Below are 17,874 nucleotides of genomic sequence, written 5' to 3'. Positions count from 1 at the left end.
GGCCCGCAATCATTCTAGGGCTTCGGCTGGCGCAACCGCTCCGGCAGCTTGGCCATGATCGCCAACCGCTCGGCCTCGCTCAGTTGAGACCATTGCGCGATTTCGGCGAGGGTGCGGCCGCAGCCTTCGCAAAGCCTGGTCTGCGGGTCGATGACGCAAACCTTGATGCAGGGTGTGGAGGCGGCGCTCACCGCCCCATCCATCCCGAGGCAAGCGCAAGGCCGAGAGAGATCGCGATTTCGGCGAGTTGCTGGGCCGCGCCGAGGATGTCGCCGGTCTGCCCGCCGATCAGCCGCTGTGCCAGCCGCGCCAGAACCGCTGCGGCGCCATGCGCCAAAGCGAAGCCGAGCAACAGGCCGGTCAATGGCAGATGCGCGGCAAGGCAAAGCCCCGCCGCGAGAATCAGGCTGAGGCCCAGCGCGATCCGGGCCGTCGCGACGCTGGGCTGGCCGACTGCGGCAGCGGCGCCGATGCTGCGGGCCGGCGGTTGCGTCGCGAGCAGGAACAGACCTTCCGCCCGTGACCAGGGCGCTGCGGCGAGCACCGCGGCCGCTGCCCCCCAGGGGCCGGCGCGATCGAGGATCATCGCGATCAGGCCGGCGCGCAGCAGCAGCGAAAGCCCGAGCGCCATCGCCCCATAGGAGCCGATGCGACTGTCCTTCATGATCTCGAGCCGCCGCTCGGGCGTATGGCCTCCGAAGAGCCCGTCGGCGCTGTCGGCGAGTCCGTCCTCGTGAAAGGCGCCTGTGCTCAGCGCAAGCGTCGTCAGCACGAGGGCGCCGGTGACCAGTCCGCTCAAGCCCGCCAGGCCGGCCGCCAGCGCGACGAGCGCGGCAGGCAGCGCGATGACCAGCGCCGCGAGGGGCAGGGCGCGCGGTACGAGCCTGAAGTCGGGCACGCCGTGCAGGTCTCCTTCGCCCGGCAGCCGCGGCACGGGCAGGCGCGAATAGAAGCGGATGCAGATCGCAGTCGCGATCGCCCAGCCCGGCCAGGCGGGCTGTTCGTCCGCCGTCGTTTGCGTGCTGGTGTCCGCTTCGGCCATGCCGGCTTCCCACTCCCGTCGATTGTCTTCCGTCCGCCGAGCCTATAGCAGCAACGGCAATCCTGCCGCCATGGCGCTGCGCCTGGCGCCGCTTCTTTGGACGGACTTGACCATGGCCGCTTCCGGTTTGCCTTTCGACGATATCCGCGAGCTCATCGCCGCGATGCCCGGCCCCGACATGGCGGCTGCAAATGCGGTGCGCGCCCGCGACGCCAACCTCACCAAGCCGGCCGGCAGCCTCGGCCGGATGGAAGAGATCGCCGAATGGCTCGCCGCCTGGCAGGGCAAGGCGCCGCCGGCGGTCAACCGGCCACTGGTCTGCGTCTTCGCCGGCAATCACGGCGTGGTGGCGCAGGGCGTCTCGGCCTATCCGCAGGCGGTGACGCGCCAGATGCTGGAGAATTTCGCGGCCGGTGGCGCGGCCATCAACCAGATCTGCGCGGCCTTCGATCTCGGCTTCAAGGTCTTCGACCTCGCGCTCGACCTGCCGACCGGGGACTTCACGCAAACCGACGCGCTCGACGAGCGCGCCTGCGTCGCCACCATGGCCTTCGGCATGGAGGCGCTGGCCGGCGGCGCCGATCTGCTCTGCCTCGGCGAGATGGGCATCGGCAACACCACTTCGGCCGCAGCGATCTACGCCGCGCTCTATGGCGGTGACGTCGCGCGCTGGTGCGGCCGGGGCACGGGCATCGACGACGAAGGCTTCAAGCGCAAGGTCGCAGCGGTCGAAGCGGGGCTCAAGCTCCACCGCGCCCATCTCAAGGATCCGCTCGAAGTGCTGCGTCGCCTCGGCGGGCGCGAGATCGCGGCGATCTGTGGGGCGATCATCGCGGCGCGCTCGCAGCGAATTCCCGTGATCCTCGACGGCTATGTCGTCACCGCCGCGGCCGCCATCCTGCACGCGATCGAGCCATCGGCGATCGACCATTGCCTGGCGGGCCATCTCTCTACCGAGGGCGCCCATGCCGAGGTGCTGGCCCGCCTCGGCAAGGTGCCGCTGCTGGCGCTCGACATGCGTTTGGGCGAGGGCTCGGGCGCTGCGCTCGCGGCTGGGCTGGTCAAGGCCGCTGCTGCCGTTCATTCCGGCATGGCGACCTTCGAGCAGGCGCAGGTGGCGCGGAAGGATTAGCTTCCGCCGCGTTTCAGCGTAAAGCCGGCAGACTCCGGGTCTACCCCTCGTAATCCGTCTTCAGCGCCGCCCGCTCGGCATGGCGCTCCAGCGCGAGCTCGATCAGCCGGGTGATCAGGTCACGATAGGCCATGCCCGAGGCTTCCATCATCTTCGGATACATGCTGATCGCGGTGAAGCCGGGCAGGGTGTTGATCTCGTTGAAGTAGAACTCACCGCTCCGCCGGTCGAGAAAGAAGTCGACGCGCGCGAGTCCGCTGCATTCGAGCGCGACGAAGGCCGTCTTCGCCAGCTCCCGGACGCGCTCCATCTGCGCCGGCTCCAGCTTCGCCGGCAGGTCGACGGTGGCGCCGTCCTGGTCGACGTACTTCGCCTCGTAGGAGTAGAATTCGTGCTTGGGATCGGCGTTGAGCTCGCTTGCCACGCTGACGAAGGGCGGATCGCCATCGAGCACCGCGACTTCGATCTCGCGGGCGTCGATACCCTGCTCGATCAGCACGCGCGTATCGTAGCGGAAGGCATCGGTGAGAGCCGCGCCGAGATCCTCCCAGCGCTTCACCTTATGGACGCCGACGCTGGAGCCCATGTTGCAGGGCTTGATGAAGACCGGCAGCGTCAGCTTCTCCTGCGCAGCCGCGGCGACCGCGGCAGGATCGCGAAGATAGTCGCGCCTGACCGCCATCACATAGGGCGCGACCGGCAGGCCGGCGAGCGCCGCGAGACGCTTCGCCATGTCCTTGTGCATCCCGACGGCGGAGGCGAGCACGCCCGAGCCGACATAGGCTGCCCCGCTCAGCTCCAGCAGCCCCTGAACGGCGCCATCCTCGCAGAGCGGACCGTGGATCACCGGAAACACCACGTCGATGTCATCGGCGGCCGAGTTGCCATCGAGCCCGGCGACCTTGAGCCCGCCAGTGCCATCCGCTGCGAGGCGAATTTCCGGTGCGTCGGCATAGATCGGCAGGCTCTCCGCGTTCCATTCCGCCAGGCGCTTGGGGTCCTGCCGCTGCCAGCGCCCCTGCTTGTCGATGCTGACGGGGATCAGTTCGAAGCGCTCCCGGTCGAGATGGCGCACCACCGAGGCCCCGGATTTCAGCGAGACCTCATGCTCGCCCGACTTGCCGCCATAGAGCACCGCGACGCGGGTTTTTCCGTTCATGATCCGATGATTCCAGTGTTCGGAGAAGGCGGGAGGAGGCGGGACGTGGGTTGCAGCGCGCGGGAGACGATCTGTGCCGGCCGATGGCGGCGTAATGATGGTGTTCAGGCCGCCCGCACACGCGGCTCCGGCAGGGCCGGCAGGGCGTCCATCACCCGCTCCGCCGGCAGAGTGATCGTCACCTCGGTGCCGGCGCGTGGCTTCGACTTGAGGTGGAAGCCGCCGCCATGCAGCTCGATCAGTCCCTTGACGATCGGCAGGCCGAGGCCGGAGCCCTGCTCGGCGGTCTTGATCGCCAGCGAGCCGCGCCCGAAGCTCTGCATCACGATCGGGATCTCGTTCTCGGGAATGCCCGGGCCGGTGTCGGTGACCGTGACATATTGGCCGCCGGCGGCCGTCCAGCCGATCTTGATGCTGATCTCGCCGCCCTGCGGGGTGAACTTGATCGCGTTGGAGAGGATGTTGAGAACCACCTGCCGGATGGCGCGCTCATCGGCCCAGACGCGTGGCAGCTCCGGTTCGGCCAGTTCGCGGATTGTCTGGCCCTTGGCCTTGGCGCGCATCGCGAGCATGTGGCGGCAGTCGTCGACGACGCCCATCAGCGAGATCGCCTCCTCGTTCAGCTCGTAACGGCCGGCCTCGATGCGCGAGAGGTCGAGGATCTCGTTGATCAGGTTGAGCAGGTGCTGGCCCGAGCCATGGATGTCGGAGGAGTATTCCTTGTAGGCGGTATTGGCATGGGCGCCGAAGATCTCGTTCTTCATCACCTCGGAGAAGCCGAGAATGGCGTTGAGCGGCGTGCGCAACTCATGGCTCATCGTGGCGAGGAAGCGGGATTTGGCGAGGTTGGCCTCCTCGGCCTTGCGCCGCGCCTCGTCGGAATTGGCGTTGGCGGTTTCCAGCTCCGCGATCAGCGCGTCCTTCTCGGCGCGGAAGCCGATGGTCGCGACCGAGCTGGCATAGAGCCGGTTGGCGAGGAAGATGAAGAAAAGCTGCGCCGAGGCCGCCATCAGCGCCATGGTGACGCTGTCGATATCGCGCTTGTCCCAGAAGAACAGCATGATGCCGAGGATGATCGGGCTCAGGCCTGCATAGACCGCGAGCGGGATCGAGGCCGACAGCATCACGATCAGCGCGCTGACGATCAGCAAGGCGGTCGTGACGAAGACCTTGGCGCCGGGGGCGTCGACATGGGCGAAGAGAATGAGGATCGCGGCCCAGCACAGGCCGTGCAGACCCTCCGCCATGGCGAACAGCCGCCGCCAGCGCATCGGCCGGATATCCTCCGGTCGCTTGACGAGATAGCGGCGCGACAGCGCGACGATGATGAGCGAGCTCGCCAGGACGGCGCTGCTCCAGGAGGCGGCCAGATAGACGGGCAGCCACAAGCAGGCGGCGGCCGCGATGCCGAGCGCCAGCACCATCGTGCCGACGGAGCCGGAGACCCGGTACTGCGCGAAGCTGCGCAGCAGCTCGTTGTCGAAGGCGCGTTCGAGGCCGGTGGAAGAGGTCAGCCGCTCGCGCACGGTCTTCACGTCGCGGGTGAGCAGCTTGCGGCGCGCGACGGCGGCGGGGTCCGGCCCGCGCCCACGCTGCACCTGTTCGGCCGTCACTTCCGCCATGATAGAGCGTACGCATCCTCGTTCGGCCGCGCAGGCTGCACGGTCGGCTCGCCATCATGGACACCAAATCGTTAAGCTCTTCCTGATGGCGCGTCTCGGATTCGGTCGGTCTCGTTTTGGTCCCTTCGGTTGGCGCCGTGTCGGTCGCCTGACGGATTTCGTCGTCGCGCTCGGAATCCTCGGTTTTCTCGCGCTGGCGGGGGCGATTTTGCAGTACCGGCTCGGGCCGGCTCGCGTGCTCACCGGAGCGGCACAGGCCATCGACGGCGATTCGATCCGCTTGCTCGGCGAGGAGTTGCGGCTGGAAGGGCTGGATGCCCCCGAATATCGCCAGAGCTGCACCGATTCCGGTGGCCGCAGCGTTCCCTGCGGGCGGGAGGCGCGCGGCGCCCTGCAGGGCCTGCTGAGGAGGGGCCTCACGACCTGCGAGATCGGCAAGGCCGACCGTTACGGCCGCGGCCTCGCCCGCTGCCGGCAGGGGGAGGAGGACATCAATGCGACCATGGTGCGAACCGGGCAGGCGGTGTCCTATGGTGCCTATCAGAACGAGGAGGCTGAGGCTCGCGCAGCGGGCAGGGGGCTCTGGGCCCTGCGCTTCGAGCGGCCCGAGGCCTGGCGCCGCAGCCATCCGCGCTGACAGGCGACGCCGGCCGCTCACGCCATCCTCGCGTCAAGAAGCGCGACGATACGGTTGACCGTCCGGTGCTGGCCGTGATCCGGTGCGGCCGGAGACGGAGATGGTCTGATGAAGCTCTACGATGGCGGGCGCGCCCCGAATCCGCGCCGGGTCCGCATCTTCTTCGCCGAGAAGGGGGTGCCGCTGCCCGAGCTCGTTCCGATCGACATCGCCAGGAAGGAGCACAAGAGCGAGGCCTTCACCCGGCTCAACCCGTCGCAGCGCCTGCCCGTCCTCCAGCTCGACGACGGCACCGCCCTGGCGGAGACCATGGCGATCTGCCGCTATGTCGAGAGCCTGCATCCGCAGCCCCCGCTGTTTGGCCGCGAGGCCCGGGAACAGGCCCTGATCGAGATGTGGAATCGGCGGATCGAGCTCGGCCTGTTCGGCAGCGTCGCCGCCATCTTCCGTCACAGCCATCCCTCGATGGCGGAGCTCGAGGCGCAGGTCCCCGAATGGGCCGAGGCGAACCGCGACCAGATCGACGATCATCTCTGGGTGCTGGAGCTGCAGCTTGCCGCCAACCCCTTCGTCTGTGGGGATGTGCTGACCGTCGCCGACATCACCGCCGGCATCGCTATCGATTTCATGAAGCCCTCCCGCGTTCCGCTGCCGGAGGATTTCGTCCATATCCGCCGCTGGCACGGCGAAGTCTCGGCGCGTCCGAGCTGGAAGGCGTAATGCGATATCTCGCCTTCATCTTGCTGACACTGTCCGGCCTGCTGACATCCGCCCATGCCGCCGAGCGCCTCAACGGCGAGCAGATCCAACGGGCTTTCGAGGGCAATACCGTGACCGGCCGCTACACCAATGGCGGCTTCTTCACCGAGTATCATGCCGCCGACGGGCGCGCGCTCGGCCATAATGGCTGGCAGCCCAACACCGATGCCTGCTGGATCACCAAGCGCGATCAGGTCTGCTATTATTACGGCCCGCCCGAGGATCGCACGGTGCACTGCTTCACCGTCGAGATGAGCGGTGATCTCTATGTGCTGCGCAACAGCGGCAACGGCCTGGTCAACGCGCTCGCCAAGATCGAGCCCGGCAATCCGCGCAACCACACCGACAACGGCAAGCCCTGGTATTGCGACGGCCTGATCTCGCAGGCGCCGGGCGCGCCGATGAGCAGGAGGCTGGCGCAGCGATGAAGGTCTGCGTCATCCGGAGCGGTGTTGTCGGGCTCGCCTTGCTCGTCGTCGGCGCAGCGACCGCGGCGGAGCGCCTCACGGGTCCGCAGATCCGGCAGGCCTTCGAGGGCAACACCGTGACGGGGCTCTATTCCGGCTCCAATCTGCCATTCAGCGAGTACCACCACCGTGACGGGCGCGCGCTCGGCCACAACCGAAACGTTCCGAACACGGATGCCTGCTGGACCACGACGGATGACGCGGTCTGTTATTATTACGGACCGCCGGACAAGCGCCGCACCTATTGCTTCACGATCGAGACCAGCGGCGCGCTCTATGTCATCCGCAGCCGGCCGAGCGGCCGGATCAACGGGCTGGCGCGCGTCGAGCCGGGCGACCCGCACGACTTCAGCAAGAAATCCGAGAACTGGTTCTGCGACGGGCTGATCTCGCAGGCGCCCGGCCGCGGGAAGCTCGCCAGCGCCAGGTCCGGGAAGGCCGCCCCTGGCTCAGATGAAGGCGATGCGGCGAGGCTCGACACGGGACGATGACGGCCAAGGAGACGCTGGAGGAGGTCCTGCAGGAGTTGCGGGCCTGCCGCATCTGCCGCGACGCGCCGCGCTATCTGCCGCCGCTGCCGCACCAGCCACGCCCAGTGATCCAGGCCTCGGTGACGGCGCGCCTGTGCATCGCCGGACAGGCGCCGGGCACCCGCGTTCACGCCAGCGGCCGACCCTTCACCGATCCTTCCGGCGTGCGGCTGAGGCGCTGGCTCGGCATCGACGAGACGGTCTTCTACGACCCGACAAAGGTGGCCGTCGTGCCGATGGGATTCTGTTTTCCCGGCCAGGACAGAAAGGGCGGTGACCTGCCCCCGCGGCGGGAATGCGCGCCGACCTGGCAGGGGCGCATCTTCGCGGCGATGCCGCAGGTCGAGCTCGTCCTGGCGATCGGCCGCTATGCCCAGGACTGGCATCTGGGCGACCAGAAGGGCCGTGATCTGACGGCTGTTGTGGCCGACTGGCGCGCATTGCTGGGCCGCCCGGGCTTTCCGCGCGTCCTGCCGCTGCCGCATCCATCCTGGCGCAACAACGCCTGGCTGCGGCGGAATCCATGGTTCGAGGCCGAGCTTGTGCCGGTGCTCCAGCAGGAGGTCGCGCGGCTTCTGGCCTGAGCCGCGCAGATATCTAGGCAAGGTTCAGTAGCGGAACGGCGCGGAATCGAGATTGCGGTCGATTCCCCGGCGGACGCTGATGACGGAGCGAACCGGCCCCAGGGTCGTTTCCCCGCGGCTCTCCAAATACACCATGCCATCCGCGCGGCTGCCATAGCCATTGCGCGAGCTCTTGCCGAGTTCTGCCCTCACCGAGCCGCCAGCACGCACGCAGAAAGTCGAGCCTTCCAGCCGTACGAACCCCGCCCCGTATTCGGGGCAGGGGCGGGCGCCCTTGGGGGCCGCCGGGGTCGGCTTGCTGTAGGATTCGCGCGGTTGCGCCCGGCCGGGCAGCGCCTCGCCGATCGACTGGGCCATGGCGGCGCCGGGCAGCGAGGCGAGAAGCAGGAGGGCGGCAAGGCGAAGCATGGCTGATGTCCCAAAAGCGTCGGCCTGAAAAGGAAATGCGGTTTTCGGAGCGTCGATGCAAGTCAAAACGCCGGGGGCGGCGAAGCATCCTGCCGACGCGGCAAGGCGCAGTTGTGGCAGGCCGATCGTGCGGAAGGGCACGGCACGGGAAAGCTGCAATCCTTCCCGGCCCGGACAATGTCGGCTTTCGCCCAGCCGTAGGGGTTGCCCGGGCATCGTCGTTGATGCCATAGAACGCACAGGGTGTTCCGCGCGATCGATGCGCGGGCAGGCTTTCTCGCTGGTCGGGCCGCCAGCGACGGAGACCTATGTCCATGCCCAAGGCTTCCCGACCTTTTTCCCCTGTGCTTGCGTGTACATCCTTGCATCTGGTGGGGCGTCGATGAGCGGTGCGAACAGGTTGCGGCCGGCGTCGGCGCTGCGTGATTTCCTGAACAGCGAAGCGACGGCCGGCGTAGTGCTGATGGGGGTCGCTGTGGCGGCCATCGCCGTCGCCAACTCGCCGCTGGCACCTGCCTATTTCGCGGCGCTCAAGGCTTATCTCGGGCCGCTGAACCTCCTGCATTGGATCAACGATGCGTTGATGGCGGTCTTCTTTCTTCTCGTCGGGCTCGAGATCAAGCGCGAGATGCTGGACGGCCAGCTCTCCACCTGGTCGCGGCGCGTGCTGCCGGGAGCCGCGGCCCTTGGTGGCATGATCGGGCCTGCGGTGATCTACCTGGCCTTCAACGCTGGGGACGCGCAGGCCGCGCGGGGCTGGGCCATCCCGGCGGCGACGGATATCGCCTTCGCGCTCGGCGTGCTTTCGCTGCTGGGGTCGCGCGTGCCGGCTTCGCTGAAGGTCTTCCTGGCGGCACTCGCCATCATCGACGACCTCGGTGCCGTCGTGATCATCGCGCTGTTCTACACCGCGGAGCTGTCGCTGCCCGATCTGGCGGGCGCGGGGGCGGTCCTGGCAGCCCTCGTCGTGCTCAATCGGCGGCGCGTAGGTGCCCTGTGGGCCTATCTGCTGCTCGGCGTCCTTCTGTGGGTTTTCGTCTATCGTTCCGGCATTCACGCGACGGTGGCGGGCGTGCTGCTCGCCATGACGATCCCGCTCGGGCGCACGCCGGCCCGCCCGGAAGCCGCGTTCGATCCTTCGCCGCTGCATCGTTTGGAGCATGCCCTGCACAAGCCGGTGGCCTTTCTCGTGGTTCCGGTGTTCGGTTTTGCGAATGCCGGCGTTTCGTTCGCCGGACTTGGTCCTGCGACGCTGGCCGAACCCGTGCCGCTGGGGATCATGCTGGGGCTGTTCCTCGGCAAGCAGATCGGCATCCTCGGCCTCGGCGCGCTGGTGGTTCGCACCGGCCTCGCGGAACTGCCCGCCAACGCATCCTGGAAGCAGTTCTACGGCGTGTCGCTTCTCTGCGGCATCGGCTTCACGATGAGCCTGTTCATCGGTCTGCTCGCCTTCCCTGGCTCGGAAGCCCTTCAGAGCCAGACCAAGATCGGCGTGCTGGCGGGCTCGCTCATCGCCGGCATCTGCGGCTTCGCCGTCCTGTTTGCGCAGGGGCGAGCGAAGCCGGCGGTGTCCGGCAACGCCTGAGCCGAGCACCCGGGTTTCCCGAACCTGGTTTCGGCGATCGTCGTCCGGCTCGGACCATGGCTGCGTTGCGGAAATGTCGCAACGGGGTGTGCGTCTCATGTTGCCGGTCGATCGGGGATCCCACCGAAGCCGATCATTTGGTAACGCTTCAGTTGAAGAGCTTTGGCGCGCAGAGGTCGACTTTGCCTAAGTAAACCCCGGTCTCAATCCAGTTTCACCCCATATCGCGGGATGACGATGGTCATCCGGGATATGAGCTTGTTCGTCGGGTGGTGGCATGAGACCGGTCTGGCATTGTTTCAATGTGCCAAGCGCAGCTCCGCTGTCTCAGCTCTTCATCGCCGAACACCGCCATGCCGTGCCCTGACGGGCTCCTCACGCCGCCATCTCGGTGGACTTCCGAACGGAAGACCGAGACGGCATGTGCACTGCACTTCAGGTCCGCTGGACCATTATTCCCAAATTCGCTCCTCGCCCCTGGATCGCCTGCAGCGGATGCGGAGGCCTGCGAGCCTTCCGCAGCAGCGGCCGGATCAGGCTCAATGCCAATGGTCGAAAGCTCGACGCGTGGCTGATCTACAAATGCACCCTGTGCGACAGGACCTGGAACCGCCCGATTTTCGAGCGCCAGAATGTTCGCGACATCGACGCCGCCACGCTCGAGGCTCTGCAGTCCAACGATCCGGACTGGATTCGCGCCGAGGCGTTCGATCTCGATGCCCTCAGGCGAAAGGCGCAGAGGATCGACGAATTCGCCGAGCTCACTGTCCACAAGGAGCTGCTGCGCGACGTCCCCGGCGCGGAGCATCTGGAAATCGAGCTGTCGGTTCCGTTTCCGACCGGGACGCGCCTGGATCGCCTGCTGGCATCGGAGCTCGGAATCGCGCGCTCCCGGCTGAGCGGACTCCGGGAGCGCGCTTTGCTGCGGGCGGACCCTGATCGCGCCGATCTCCTGCGGCGACGGATCAGGAGCGGCCTCCGGATCACGGTCTGGCTCCCCGAGCTGGCTGACCCGGAGCTGGCGTGGAAGCCGTCAGTTGGGGGCGGGACCACCGATCGGTGAAGTGGGTTCGCTGCGAGGCCTGCCGTTTCGAGCCAACGAAAAAGCCCGGCCGAAGCCGGGCTTTGACATGAAGAGCAAGGCTCTCGCCGTGAGCGGAGGCTCAGCGGGCGCGGGTGCGCACCTGGAAGACGTCGAAGGTGAGCTCGGCGATCTGCCACCAGAGATACTGGTCGGAGCGGAACGCCGCCATCGCCTCGATCGCCTTCTTGAAGTCCGGGTTCTTGGCCGAGATCTCGGCATAGAGCTCGTTCGAGGCCTTGAGGCTGGCTTCCAGCACGTCCTGCGGGAAGGGACGCAGCTGCGTGCCGGCCGCCACCAGGCGCTTCAGCGCCGGCGGGTTCACGACGTCGTAGCGCGCGGCCATCTGGGTGTTGGCATAGGTGCAGGCGGCGGTCAGCGCGGCCTGATAGTTCTTCGGCAGCGAGTTCCACTTTTCCAGGTTGACGAAGGCGTGGACGGTCGGACCGCCTTCCCAGAAGCCCGGATAGTAGTAGTAGGGCGCGACCTTGGAGAAGCCGAGCTTCTCGTCGTCATAGGGACCGACCCATTCGGCGCCGTCGATCGTGCCCTTTTCCAGGGCCGGGTAGATGTCGCCGCCGCCGAGCTGCTGCGGCACGACGCCGAGCTTCTGCAGCACCGAGCCGGCGATGCCGCCGATGCGCATCTTCAGGCCCTGCAGGTCGGCGGTCGACTTGATCTCCTTGCGGAACCAGCCGCCCATCTGAGCGCCGGTGTTGCCGCAGGGCAGGCCGTAGGCGTTGAACTTCTTGTAGAATTCGTTGAACAGCTCGTTGCCGCCGTTCTGGAACAGCCAGGCATTCTGCATGCGGGCGTTCAGACCGAAGGGAACCGACGCGGCGATCGCGAAGGTCGGGTCCTTGCCGACGTAATAATACGAGACGGTGTGGGCCATCTCGACGGTGTTGTTCGAGACCGCGTCGAGCGCCTGCAGAGCCGGGACGATTTCACCCGCGGCGAAGACCTGGATCTGGAATTTGCCGTCGGTCAGCTCGGAGACCATCTTGGCCATGATCTCGGCGCCGGCATAGATCGTGTCGAGCGACTTCGGGAAAGACGAAGCGAGGCGCCACTTCACCTCCGGATTGGACTGCGCCACCGCCGGCATGGCGACTGCGCTCGCGGCGGCGCCGGCCGCCGCGGTCTGGATGAACTGACGACGCTTCATAGGGGGCATCTCCTCGGGGAAGGCATTCGATTTTTTCGAATTTATACTGACGCGACGGCGACACATGCCGTGCATGCGCCGGGGTTCTAGCCGAAGGCTGCATGAATCGCGAGGGGATTCAACTGCCCGGACTGAGACTTTCGGCTAAATCGCGGCCCGCAAGAGGCCTGATTTCCGACTTTTTTGGCGCCGCTTGGCCGCGGACGCGGCGGCTGCTTTAAGGAGCCATGATCGAGACAGAACGACTCCTGCTGCGCCGGCCCTCCCGCTCGGATTTCGATGCGGTTCACCGCATGCGCTCGGACCCCGACGTCGTGCGCTTCGTCGGGGGCAAGCCGCTGTCGCGCGAGGAGGCCTGGCAGCGGCTGACGCGCAGCGCCGGCAACTGGGCGCTGCTGGGTTACGGCTTCTTCGCCGTGGTCGAGAAGGCGAGCGGCGACCTCGTCGGCGAGGCGGGGCTGATGCAGGCTCACCGTGGCCTGGGCGAAGCGTTCGACCCGTTTCCCGAGGCCGGCTGGATTTTTGCGCGCGAGGCGCAGGGCAGGGGCTACGCCACCGAGGCGATGCTGGCGGCACATGGCTGGTTCGCCGAAACCGTCGGCGCGCAGAGGAGCGTCTGCATCATCGCCCCGGAAAATGCCGCTTCGCTGCGTGTCGCCGCCAAACTGGGGTACACACCCTTCGGCTCGGCCTGCTATCACGATTCGACGGTGACCATGCTCGAACGTGGCGCCGGGTGAAGCTGCCGGCACCGGCCGCGCTGCGAGGGAGAGGCTGATGGATCAGGACAAGCTCGGTAAGCTCCGCGCCCGCTATGCCGGGGCCAGCGGTGGCGACATCCACGACCCGCGCTTCGCCAAGGTCGCGGCCGATCAGTTCCAGGGCGATCGCCGCAAATGGCCCTTCGCCGATGTCGCGACCTTCATCAACGCTCCCTACCGGCCGGATGCGCTGGCCAAGCCCGATCTCGGTGGTCTCGACGTCGCGATCATCGGCCTGCCGATGGATCTGGGCGTGACCAACCGCGCCGGTACGCGGCTGGGGCCGCGCGCCGTGCGGGCGGTCGAGCGCATCGGGCCGATGGACCATGTGCTTGGCACCGCGCCCTTCGGCATGGTCAAGGCGGCCGACATTGGCGACGTGCCGTTTCGCTCGCGCTACTCGCTGGAAAGTTGCCACGAGGACATCGAGGCGACCTTCCGCGGCATCGTCGAGGCCGGCGTCTCGACGCTGGCGGTCGGTGGCGACCATTCCATCACCTATCCGATCCTGAAGGCGGTCGGCGCCAGGCGGCCGGTCGGCATGGTCCATATCGACGCCCATTGCGACACCTCCGGCCCCTATGAAGGCTCGAAGTTCCACCATGGCGGTCCGTTCCGGCAGGCGGTGCTCGACGGCGTGCTCGATCCCGAGCGCGTGATCCAGATCGGCATCCGCGGCGGCGCGGAGTATCTCTGGGAATTCTCCTACGAATCCGGCATGACCGTGATCCACGCCAACGAGGTCGACGATCTCGGCCTCGAAGCCGTGATCGCGAAGGCGCTTTCGGTGATCGGCGACGGGCCGACCTATGTCTCCTTCGACGTCGACTCGCTCGATCCCGCCTACGCGCCCGGCACCGGAACGCCCGAGGTCGGCGGCCTGACGCCGCGCGAGGCGCTGGCGATCCTGCGCGGTCTGAAGGGACGAAACATCGTTGCAGCCGACGTCGTCGAGGTCGCGCCGCAATACGATGCCACCAGCAATACGGCGCAATGCGCAGCGCAAGTGCTCTTCACCGAGCTCTGCCTGATCGCCGAAGCGCGCGCCGCAGGAAAAGGAAAGCCATGATGATGCGACGTTCGATAGCCCGGCTCGCCGCCGTCGGCGGAGTTTGCCTGCTGGGTTTCGCGGCGCGCGCCGAGATGCCTGCCAACAGCGCCGCCTATATCGATGCCTCGGTCGATGCGGTCGACAGCATGGTCAAGGTCGAGCGGGGCAAGGCGGGGCTGCCGCGCCTGGCCGATCCGGTTGACGGCAAGGTGCTGGAGGACGTCTGGAACGAGGCGGCGATCCTCGGCAAGGGACCTTACGTCGCAGCCGATGTTCCGGCGCTTCTCAACATCGTGCAGAAGCAGACGCGCATCCTGCAGGCCTACACGCTCTATTCGCCCGATCCGGGCAAGACGCCGCCGAACACTGCCAAGAACACTGTCGAATACCAGGACGAGATCACCCGCACGCGCGCCTTCCTGCTGAAGACGACAGCGGCATCCGTGCAGGCGGCCAGCGATTTCGAGGCCCGCCTGACCAAGGAGGAAAAGACGGACAGCCGTATCCAGGGGCTGCGCCAGATGCGGGTCGGCCTGTTCGAGATCATCTCCGGCGTGGCCCTCGACCTGCGCAACCCGGGCCTCCGCGAGCCCAACCAGGCGTTGCTCGCTCGCGCCCTCGCGGAGAACGCAGCCGGCATCGTGGCCGGGACCGCCCCGGCGGATCGCAAGGCGCTGGTCACGGCGCTGCAGGCCGCCAAGCCGGTGCTGAAGCCGGCCGCCGAGAAATCCGTCGCGACCTTCGTCGCGGCTGCGACGAGCGCGCCCTGTGAAGGGCTCTGCCTCCTGCCGTAAGGAAGGGAGCAGAGGCGGTCAGCGGCGTGTCGCGAGCCAGATCACATGGCGCGCGCCGCGGCCGGTGCGGCTGGCTCGCACCGTGACTTCTTCGGTGGCGAGGCCGGCATCGCGCAGCCGACGGGTGAAGCCGTGGTCCGGCCCCGACGACCAGACCGCCAGAACGCCGCCCGGCCGCAGGGCCGTTTTCGCTGCGGCGAGCCCCGCGGCACCGTACAGGCGGTCATTGGCTGCGACGGTCAGTCCTTCGGGGCCGTTGTCGACGTCGAGCAGGATGCCGTCATAGCGGGCCTTGCCCGCCGCGATCACGGTGCTGACATCGCCGATCGTGAGCTGGACGCGTGGATCGTCGAGGCAACCGGCGAAGACCGGCGCCATCGGGCCTCTCGCCCAGGCGGCGACGGCAGGGATCAGTTCCGCGACCTCGACCGTCGCATCGGCAGGCAAGGCGGCCAGCGCGGCCCGCAGGGTGAAGCCCATGCCGAGCCCTCCGATGAGGAGGGAGGGCCGAGGGCGCTGCAGCAGGCGTTCGCAGGTCAGCCGGGCGAGGGCTTCCTCCGACCCGCTGAGCCGGCTGTTCATCAACTCGTTGCTGCCCAGCATGATCGAGAATTCGCTGCCGCGCTGCTTAAGCCGCAAGGTGCCGCTGCCATCGGGCAGGTCTGCGGTGTCGAGCACGGTCCAGGGTAGCATCGGGTTCTCACGTCGAAGGGGGAGGCGGCGCTTTCCGGCCGGGTTTACCGCGGACCGGCCCGGCAGGCGAGGCGGAAGGCGCGGTATGCGCCTGTGTCATGCCTCTCGCCATCTTCTGCCATTGCCGTAGCGCACGAGTCATGACTATCTGATGTTGCGGTGCAGCATTGCTGCTGCCCCTTTTTCCGAAAGCCTTCGCCATGTCTCTCGCCGCGCATGATCGCAGCCTGAACACCTCCGTGCCTGCCGCCGGGACCGTCCCGGTCGGGCTCGTGCTGTTCGCGCTCGCCATGGGCGGATTCGCCATCGGCACCACCGAATTCGCCTCGATGAGCCTGCTGCCCTATTTCGCGGCCGGGCTCGGCATCGACGAGCCGACCGCAGGGCATGTCATCAGCATCTACGCGCTTGGTGTCGTCGTCGGTGCCCCGCTGATCGCGGTGCTGGCGGCCCGGGTTCCGCGCCGGACGCTGCTGATCGGGCTGATGAGCGTCTTCGCGCTCGGCAATCTCCTGAGCGCGCTGGCGCCGAGCTATCACTGGATGCTGGCCTTCCGCTTCCTCAGCGGCCTGCCGCATGGCGCCTATTTCGGTGTCGCGGCGCTGGTTGCGGCCTCGCTTTCGGCGCCGAACCGCCGGGCGCAATCGGTGGCGCGCGTCATGCTCGGGCTGACCGTCGCGACGATTCTCGGCGTGCCGGCAGCGAGCTGGATGGGGCAGGTGCTCGGCTGGCGCGCCGGTTTCGGCATCGTCGCGGCGCTGGCCGTGCTGACCGTGCTGCTGATCGCGCTGTTTGCGCCGCGCGACGCCGTCCAGCCCGGCGCCAGCCCCCTGCGCGAGCTTGGCGCGCTGAAGCGCCGGCAGGTCTGGCTGACGCTCGCCACGGGCGCGATCGGCTTCGGCGGGCTTTTCGCGGTCTACACCTATGTCGCCTCGACCCTGATGGAGGTGACGGGCGTCGCGCCGGCGGTCGTGCCTGTGGTGCTCGTCGCTTTCGGGCTTGGATTGACCTTCGGCACGCTCCTCGCCGGCTGGGCGGCCGATCGGGCGCTGGTTCCCGCGACGGCCGGGCTCCTGCTCTGGAGCGCGCTGTGGCTCGCGGCCTTTCCCTTCGCCGCCGGCAACATCTGGGCGGTCTCGCTGGTCATCTTCATGATCGGCAGCGGCGGTGGCCTCGGCGCCATGCTGCAGACGCGGTTGATGGACGTTGCCGAAGATGCGCAGACGCTGGCCGCGGCGCTCAACCACAGCGCCTTCAACACGGCCAATGCGCTCGGCCCCTGGCTCGGCGGCATGGCGATCGCGGCCGGTTACGGCTGGACCTCTACGGGTTGGGTCGGCGCCGCACTGGCGCTGGGTGGCCTCGCGATCTGGATCGTCGCGGTGCTTGATTCGCGTCGCTGAACGACGCCCGCCCCGGGGCGAGGGCCACGGCCGGCCCGGTCTTCTCCTTTGGCAGTATTGACGGCTTTGGCGCCTGCTTGGGCGCGCTGCGCCGCAAAAAGCTGCGCCGCTCCCTCTTGCGGGCGGCGCGAAACTGCGCCCAATCTGTCGCAGCGGAGGCCGACCGGGACAACAGCAAAGCCGGCGGCTCCGAAACTGCGGGAGGTCCCATGAAAGGTTTCGTTCGTTTCGTCGCGGCTGCGGCGCTGACGCTGGCTGGCGCGACAGGCGCTCTCGCCCAGGCCAAGGAATGGAAGGAGATTCGGATCGGCACGGAAGGCGCCTATCCGCCCTACAACAACCTGAACGCCAAGAAGGAGCTCGAGGGCTTCGAGATCGATTACGGCAATCTGCTCTGCGAGAAGATGAAGGTGAAATGCACCTGGGTGGTGCAGGATTGGGACGGCATCATCCCGGCGCTGCAGGCCAACAAGTACGACGTCATCTTTGCCGGCATGAACGCGACCGACGAGCGCAAGAAGCAGGTCGACTTCACCTCCGTCTACAGCAAGACCCCGATCTGGGCGATCGGGCCGAAGAGCACCAAGTCGGACGACATCTCGCCGGCGGCGCTCAAGGGCAAGTCGGTCGGTACGCAGGGCTCGACCATCCACGCCAACTTTCTCGAGAAGTTCTACAAGGACTCCGACATCCGCCTGTATCCGACGCAGGAGGAGGCCAATCTCGACCTGCTGAACGGCCGCCTCGACTACATCGTCGCCGACGCGCTGGCGCTAGCCGACTTCCTCAAGGGACAGGGCAAGGATTGCTGCCGCAAGATCGCCGAGGTGAAGCGCGACGAGGCCATCCACGGCCCGGGCGTCGCCGGCGCGGTGCGCAAGTCCGACACCGCCCTCCGCGACATGATCAGCAAGGCGATCGCCGAGACCATGGCCGACGGCTCGCACAAGAAGCTCGAGGACAAGTGGTTCAAGTACGAGTGAGCCGGTTCTCCTGAA

The 17,874-nt window shown here is 67.4% G+C and carries 20 protein-coding genes; 13 read left to right on the top strand and 7 right to left on the bottom strand.

Going from position 1 to position 17,874, the window contains the following annotated elements:
• Positions 1–14: 14 nt before the first annotated feature.
• Together CE453_RS20395 and CE453_RS20390 are read right to left on the bottom strand one after the other, a co-directional pair.
• A complete protein-coding gene (locus CE453_RS20395) occupies positions 15–191 on the bottom strand; it encodes a DUF1289 domain-containing protein (protein WP_472840957.1) in 177 nt (58 codons plus the stop codon).
• Positions 188–1,042, bottom strand: a complete 855-nt coding sequence (locus CE453_RS20390) for an adenosylcobinamide-GDP ribazoletransferase (RefSeq protein ID WP_089176236.1) — start codon at positions 1,040–1,042, stop codon at positions 188–190. The genes CE453_RS20395 and CE453_RS20390 overlap by 4 nt, the downstream gene beginning before the upstream one ends.
• Positions 1,043–1,154: 112 nt before the next feature.
• Here CE453_RS20390 and cobT point away from each other — a divergent pair, with 112 nt between their 5' ends.
• Positions 1,155–2,174 carry a nicotinate-nucleotide--dimethylbenzimidazole phosphoribosyltransferase gene (cobT, locus tag CE453_RS20385; RefSeq protein ID WP_089178046.1) on the top strand — a complete coding sequence of 340 codons (1,020 nt, stop codon included), beginning with the start codon at positions 1,155–1,157 and terminating at the stop codon, positions 2,172–2,174.
• A 40-nt stretch (positions 2,175–2,214) separates the two neighbouring features.
• On the opposite strand, the gene CE453_RS20380 is transcribed toward cobT, so the two are convergent.
• Positions 2,215–3,333: a D-alanine--D-alanine ligase family protein gene (locus tag CE453_RS20380; protein ID WP_089176235.1), complete on the bottom strand. Its 1,119-nt coding sequence runs from the start codon at positions 3,331–3,333 to the stop codon at positions 2,215–2,217.
• 104 nt (positions 3,334–3,437) lie between these two features.
• On the bottom strand, positions 3,438–4,955 hold the full coding sequence (locus tag CE453_RS20375) for a sensor histidine kinase (RefSeq protein ID WP_089176234.1): 1,518 nt from the start codon (positions 4,953–4,955) through the stop codon (positions 3,438–3,440).
• An 85-nt stretch (positions 4,956–5,040) separates the two neighbouring features.
• On the opposite strand from CE453_RS20375, the gene CE453_RS20370 reads away from it, so the two are divergent.
• The 5 genes from CE453_RS20370 (at position 5,041) to CE453_RS20350 (ending at position 7,932) form a co-directional block, all read left to right on the top strand.
• Positions 5,041–5,592, top strand: coding sequence for a thermonuclease family protein (locus CE453_RS20370; protein ID WP_089176233.1), 552 nt, complete (start codon positions 5,041–5,043; stop codon positions 5,590–5,592).
• Positions 5,593–5,700: 108 nt separating this feature from the next.
• A complete protein-coding gene (locus CE453_RS20365) occupies positions 5,701–6,312 on the top strand; it encodes a glutathione S-transferase family protein (RefSeq protein ID WP_089176232.1) in 612 nt (203 codons plus the stop codon).
• Positions 6,312–6,779 carry a hypothetical protein gene (locus CE453_RS20360; RefSeq protein WP_089176231.1) on the top strand — a complete coding sequence of 156 codons (468 nt, stop codon included), beginning with the start codon at positions 6,312–6,314 and terminating at the stop codon, positions 6,777–6,779. Before CE453_RS20365 ends, CE453_RS20360 begins: the two co-directional genes overlap by 1 nt.
• Positions 6,776–7,309 (top strand): hypothetical protein, encoded by a 534-nt coding sequence (locus tag CE453_RS20355; RefSeq protein ID WP_089176230.1) that lies wholly within the window; start codon positions 6,776–6,778, stop codon positions 7,307–7,309. The genes CE453_RS20360 and CE453_RS20355 overlap by 4 nt, the downstream gene beginning before the upstream one ends.
• Positions 7,306–7,932, top strand: a complete 627-nt coding sequence (locus tag CE453_RS20350) for a uracil-DNA glycosylase family protein (protein WP_089176229.1) — start codon at positions 7,306–7,308, stop codon at positions 7,930–7,932. Before CE453_RS20355 ends, CE453_RS20350 begins: the two co-directional genes overlap by 4 nt.
• 24 nt (positions 7,933–7,956) lie before the next feature.
• On the opposite strand, the gene CE453_RS20345 is transcribed toward CE453_RS20350, so the two are convergent.
• Positions 7,957–8,340 carry a porin family protein gene (locus tag CE453_RS20345; protein ID WP_089176228.1) on the bottom strand — a complete coding sequence of 128 codons (384 nt, stop codon included), beginning with the start codon at positions 8,338–8,340 and terminating at the stop codon, positions 7,957–7,959.
• Positions 8,341–8,722: 382 nt separating this feature from the next.
• On the opposite strand from CE453_RS20345, the gene nhaA reads away from it, so the two are divergent.
• Together nhaA and CE453_RS20335 are read left to right on the top strand one after the other, a co-directional pair.
• Positions 8,723–9,925: a Na+/H+ antiporter NhaA gene (nhaA, locus tag CE453_RS20340; RefSeq protein WP_089178045.1), complete on the top strand. Its 1,203-nt coding sequence runs from the start codon at positions 8,723–8,725 to the stop codon at positions 9,923–9,925.
• Positions 9,926–10,346: 421 nt separating this feature from the next.
• On the top strand, positions 10,347–10,988 hold the full coding sequence (locus CE453_RS20335) for a DUF1062 domain-containing protein (protein WP_089176227.1): 642 nt from the start codon (positions 10,347–10,349) through the stop codon (positions 10,986–10,988).
• 100 nt (positions 10,989–11,088) lie between these two features.
• On the opposite strand, the gene CE453_RS20330 is transcribed toward CE453_RS20335, so the two are convergent.
• Positions 11,089–12,174: a TRAP transporter substrate-binding protein gene (locus CE453_RS20330; RefSeq protein ID WP_089176226.1), complete on the bottom strand. Its 1,086-nt coding sequence runs from the start codon at positions 12,172–12,174 to the stop codon at positions 11,089–11,091.
• Between the two features lie 227 nt (positions 12,175–12,401).
• On the opposite strand from CE453_RS20330, the gene CE453_RS20325 reads away from it, so the two are divergent.
• From CE453_RS20325 to CE453_RS20315, 3 genes are read left to right on the top strand one after another with little or no spacing between them, the layout of a single operon-like run.
• The gene (locus tag CE453_RS20325; protein ID WP_089176225.1) at positions 12,402–12,914 is read left to right on the top strand and encodes a GNAT family N-acetyltransferase; all 513 of its coding nucleotides are present in this window, start codon (positions 12,402–12,404) and stop codon (positions 12,912–12,914) included.
• A gap of 37 nt (positions 12,915–12,951) precedes the next feature.
• Positions 12,952–14,004 carry an agmatinase gene (gene speB, locus CE453_RS20320; protein ID WP_198302165.1) on the top strand — a complete coding sequence of 351 codons (1,053 nt, stop codon included), beginning with the start codon at positions 12,952–12,954 and terminating at the stop codon, positions 14,002–14,004.
• Positions 14,001–14,780 (top strand): hypothetical protein, encoded by a 780-nt coding sequence (locus tag CE453_RS20315; RefSeq protein ID WP_089176224.1) that lies wholly within the window; start codon positions 14,001–14,003, stop codon positions 14,778–14,780. The genes speB and CE453_RS20315 overlap by 4 nt, the downstream gene beginning before the upstream one ends.
• Positions 14,781–14,798: 18 nt before the next feature.
• On the opposite strand, the gene CE453_RS20310 is transcribed toward CE453_RS20315, so the two are convergent.
• Positions 14,799–15,473, bottom strand: a complete 675-nt coding sequence (locus tag CE453_RS20310) for a polyamine aminopropyltransferase (protein WP_089176223.1) — start codon at positions 15,471–15,473, stop codon at positions 14,799–14,801.
• Between the two features lie 200 nt (positions 15,474–15,673).
• On the opposite strand from CE453_RS20310, the gene CE453_RS20305 reads away from it, so the two are divergent.
• The gene (locus tag CE453_RS20305) at positions 15,674–16,876 is read left to right on the top strand and encodes an MFS transporter (RefSeq protein WP_089178043.1); all 1,203 of its coding nucleotides are present in this window, start codon (positions 15,674–15,676) and stop codon (positions 16,874–16,876) included.
• A 209-nt stretch (positions 16,877–17,085) separates the two neighbouring features.
• Positions 17,086–17,859 (top strand): transporter substrate-binding domain-containing protein, encoded by a 774-nt coding sequence (locus CE453_RS20300; protein WP_089176222.1) that lies wholly within the window; start codon positions 17,086–17,088, stop codon positions 17,857–17,859.
• Positions 17,860–17,874 lie beyond the last annotated feature (15 nt).

Origin of the sequence: Bosea sp. AS-1, assembly GCF_002220095.1 — a bacterium.
Taxonomy (GTDB): domain Bacteria; phylum Pseudomonadota; class Alphaproteobacteria; order Rhizobiales; family Beijerinckiaceae; genus Allobosea.
This window is presented reverse-complemented; position numbering and strand designations above follow the sequence as displayed.

Coding starts and splice junctions, on each gene's coding strand:
- CE453_RS20390 (WP_089176236.1), bottom strand. CDS start 1,042: ATGGCCGAAGCGGACACCAGCACGCAAACGACGGCGGACGAACAGCCC.
- cobT (WP_089178046.1), top strand. CDS start 1,155: ATGGCCGCTTCCGGTTTGCCTTTCGACGATATCCGCGAGCTCATCGCC.
- CE453_RS20380 (WP_089176235.1), bottom strand. CDS start 3,333: ATGAACGGAAAAACCCGCGTCGCGGTGCTCTATGGCGGCAAGTCGGGC.
- CE453_RS20375 (WP_089176234.1), bottom strand. CDS start 4,955: ATGGCGGAAGTGACGGCCGAACAGGTGCAGCGTGGGCGCGGGCCGGAC.
- CE453_RS20370 (WP_089176233.1), top strand. CDS start 5,041: ATGGCGCGTCTCGGATTCGGTCGGTCTCGTTTTGGTCCCTTCGGTTGG.
- CE453_RS20365 (WP_089176232.1), top strand. CDS start 5,701: ATGAAGCTCTACGATGGCGGGCGCGCCCCGAATCCGCGCCGGGTCCGC.
- CE453_RS20360 (WP_089176231.1), top strand. CDS start 6,312: ATGCGATATCTCGCCTTCATCTTGCTGACACTGTCCGGCCTGCTGACA.
- CE453_RS20355 (WP_089176230.1), top strand. CDS start 6,776: ATGAAGGTCTGCGTCATCCGGAGCGGTGTTGTCGGGCTCGCCTTGCTC.
- CE453_RS20350 (WP_089176229.1), top strand. CDS start 7,306: ATGACGGCCAAGGAGACGCTGGAGGAGGTCCTGCAGGAGTTGCGGGCC.
- CE453_RS20345 (WP_089176228.1), bottom strand. CDS start 8,340: ATGCTTCGCCTTGCCGCCCTCCTGCTTCTCGCCTCGCTGCCCGGCGCC.
- nhaA (WP_089178045.1), top strand. CDS start 8,723: ATGAGCGGTGCGAACAGGTTGCGGCCGGCGTCGGCGCTGCGTGATTTC.
- CE453_RS20335 (WP_089176227.1), top strand. CDS start 10,347: ATGTGCACTGCACTTCAGGTCCGCTGGACCATTATTCCCAAATTCGCT.
- CE453_RS20330 (WP_089176226.1), bottom strand. CDS start 12,174: ATGAAGCGTCGTCAGTTCATCCAGACCGCGGCGGCCGGCGCCGCCGCG.
- CE453_RS20325 (WP_089176225.1), top strand. CDS start 12,402: ATGATCGAGACAGAACGACTCCTGCTGCGCCGGCCCTCCCGCTCGGAT.
- speB (WP_198302165.1), top strand. CDS start 12,952: ATGGATCAGGACAAGCTCGGTAAGCTCCGCGCCCGCTATGCCGGGGCC.
- CE453_RS20315 (WP_089176224.1), top strand. CDS start 14,001: ATGATGATGCGACGTTCGATAGCCCGGCTCGCCGCCGTCGGCGGAGTT.
- CE453_RS20310 (WP_089176223.1), bottom strand. CDS start 15,473: ATGCTACCCTGGACCGTGCTCGACACCGCAGACCTGCCCGATGGCAGC.
- CE453_RS20305 (WP_089178043.1), top strand. CDS start 15,674: ATGTCTCTCGCCGCGCATGATCGCAGCCTGAACACCTCCGTGCCTGCC.
- CE453_RS20300 (WP_089176222.1), top strand. CDS start 17,086: ATGAAAGGTTTCGTTCGTTTCGTCGCGGCTGCGGCGCTGACGCTGGCT.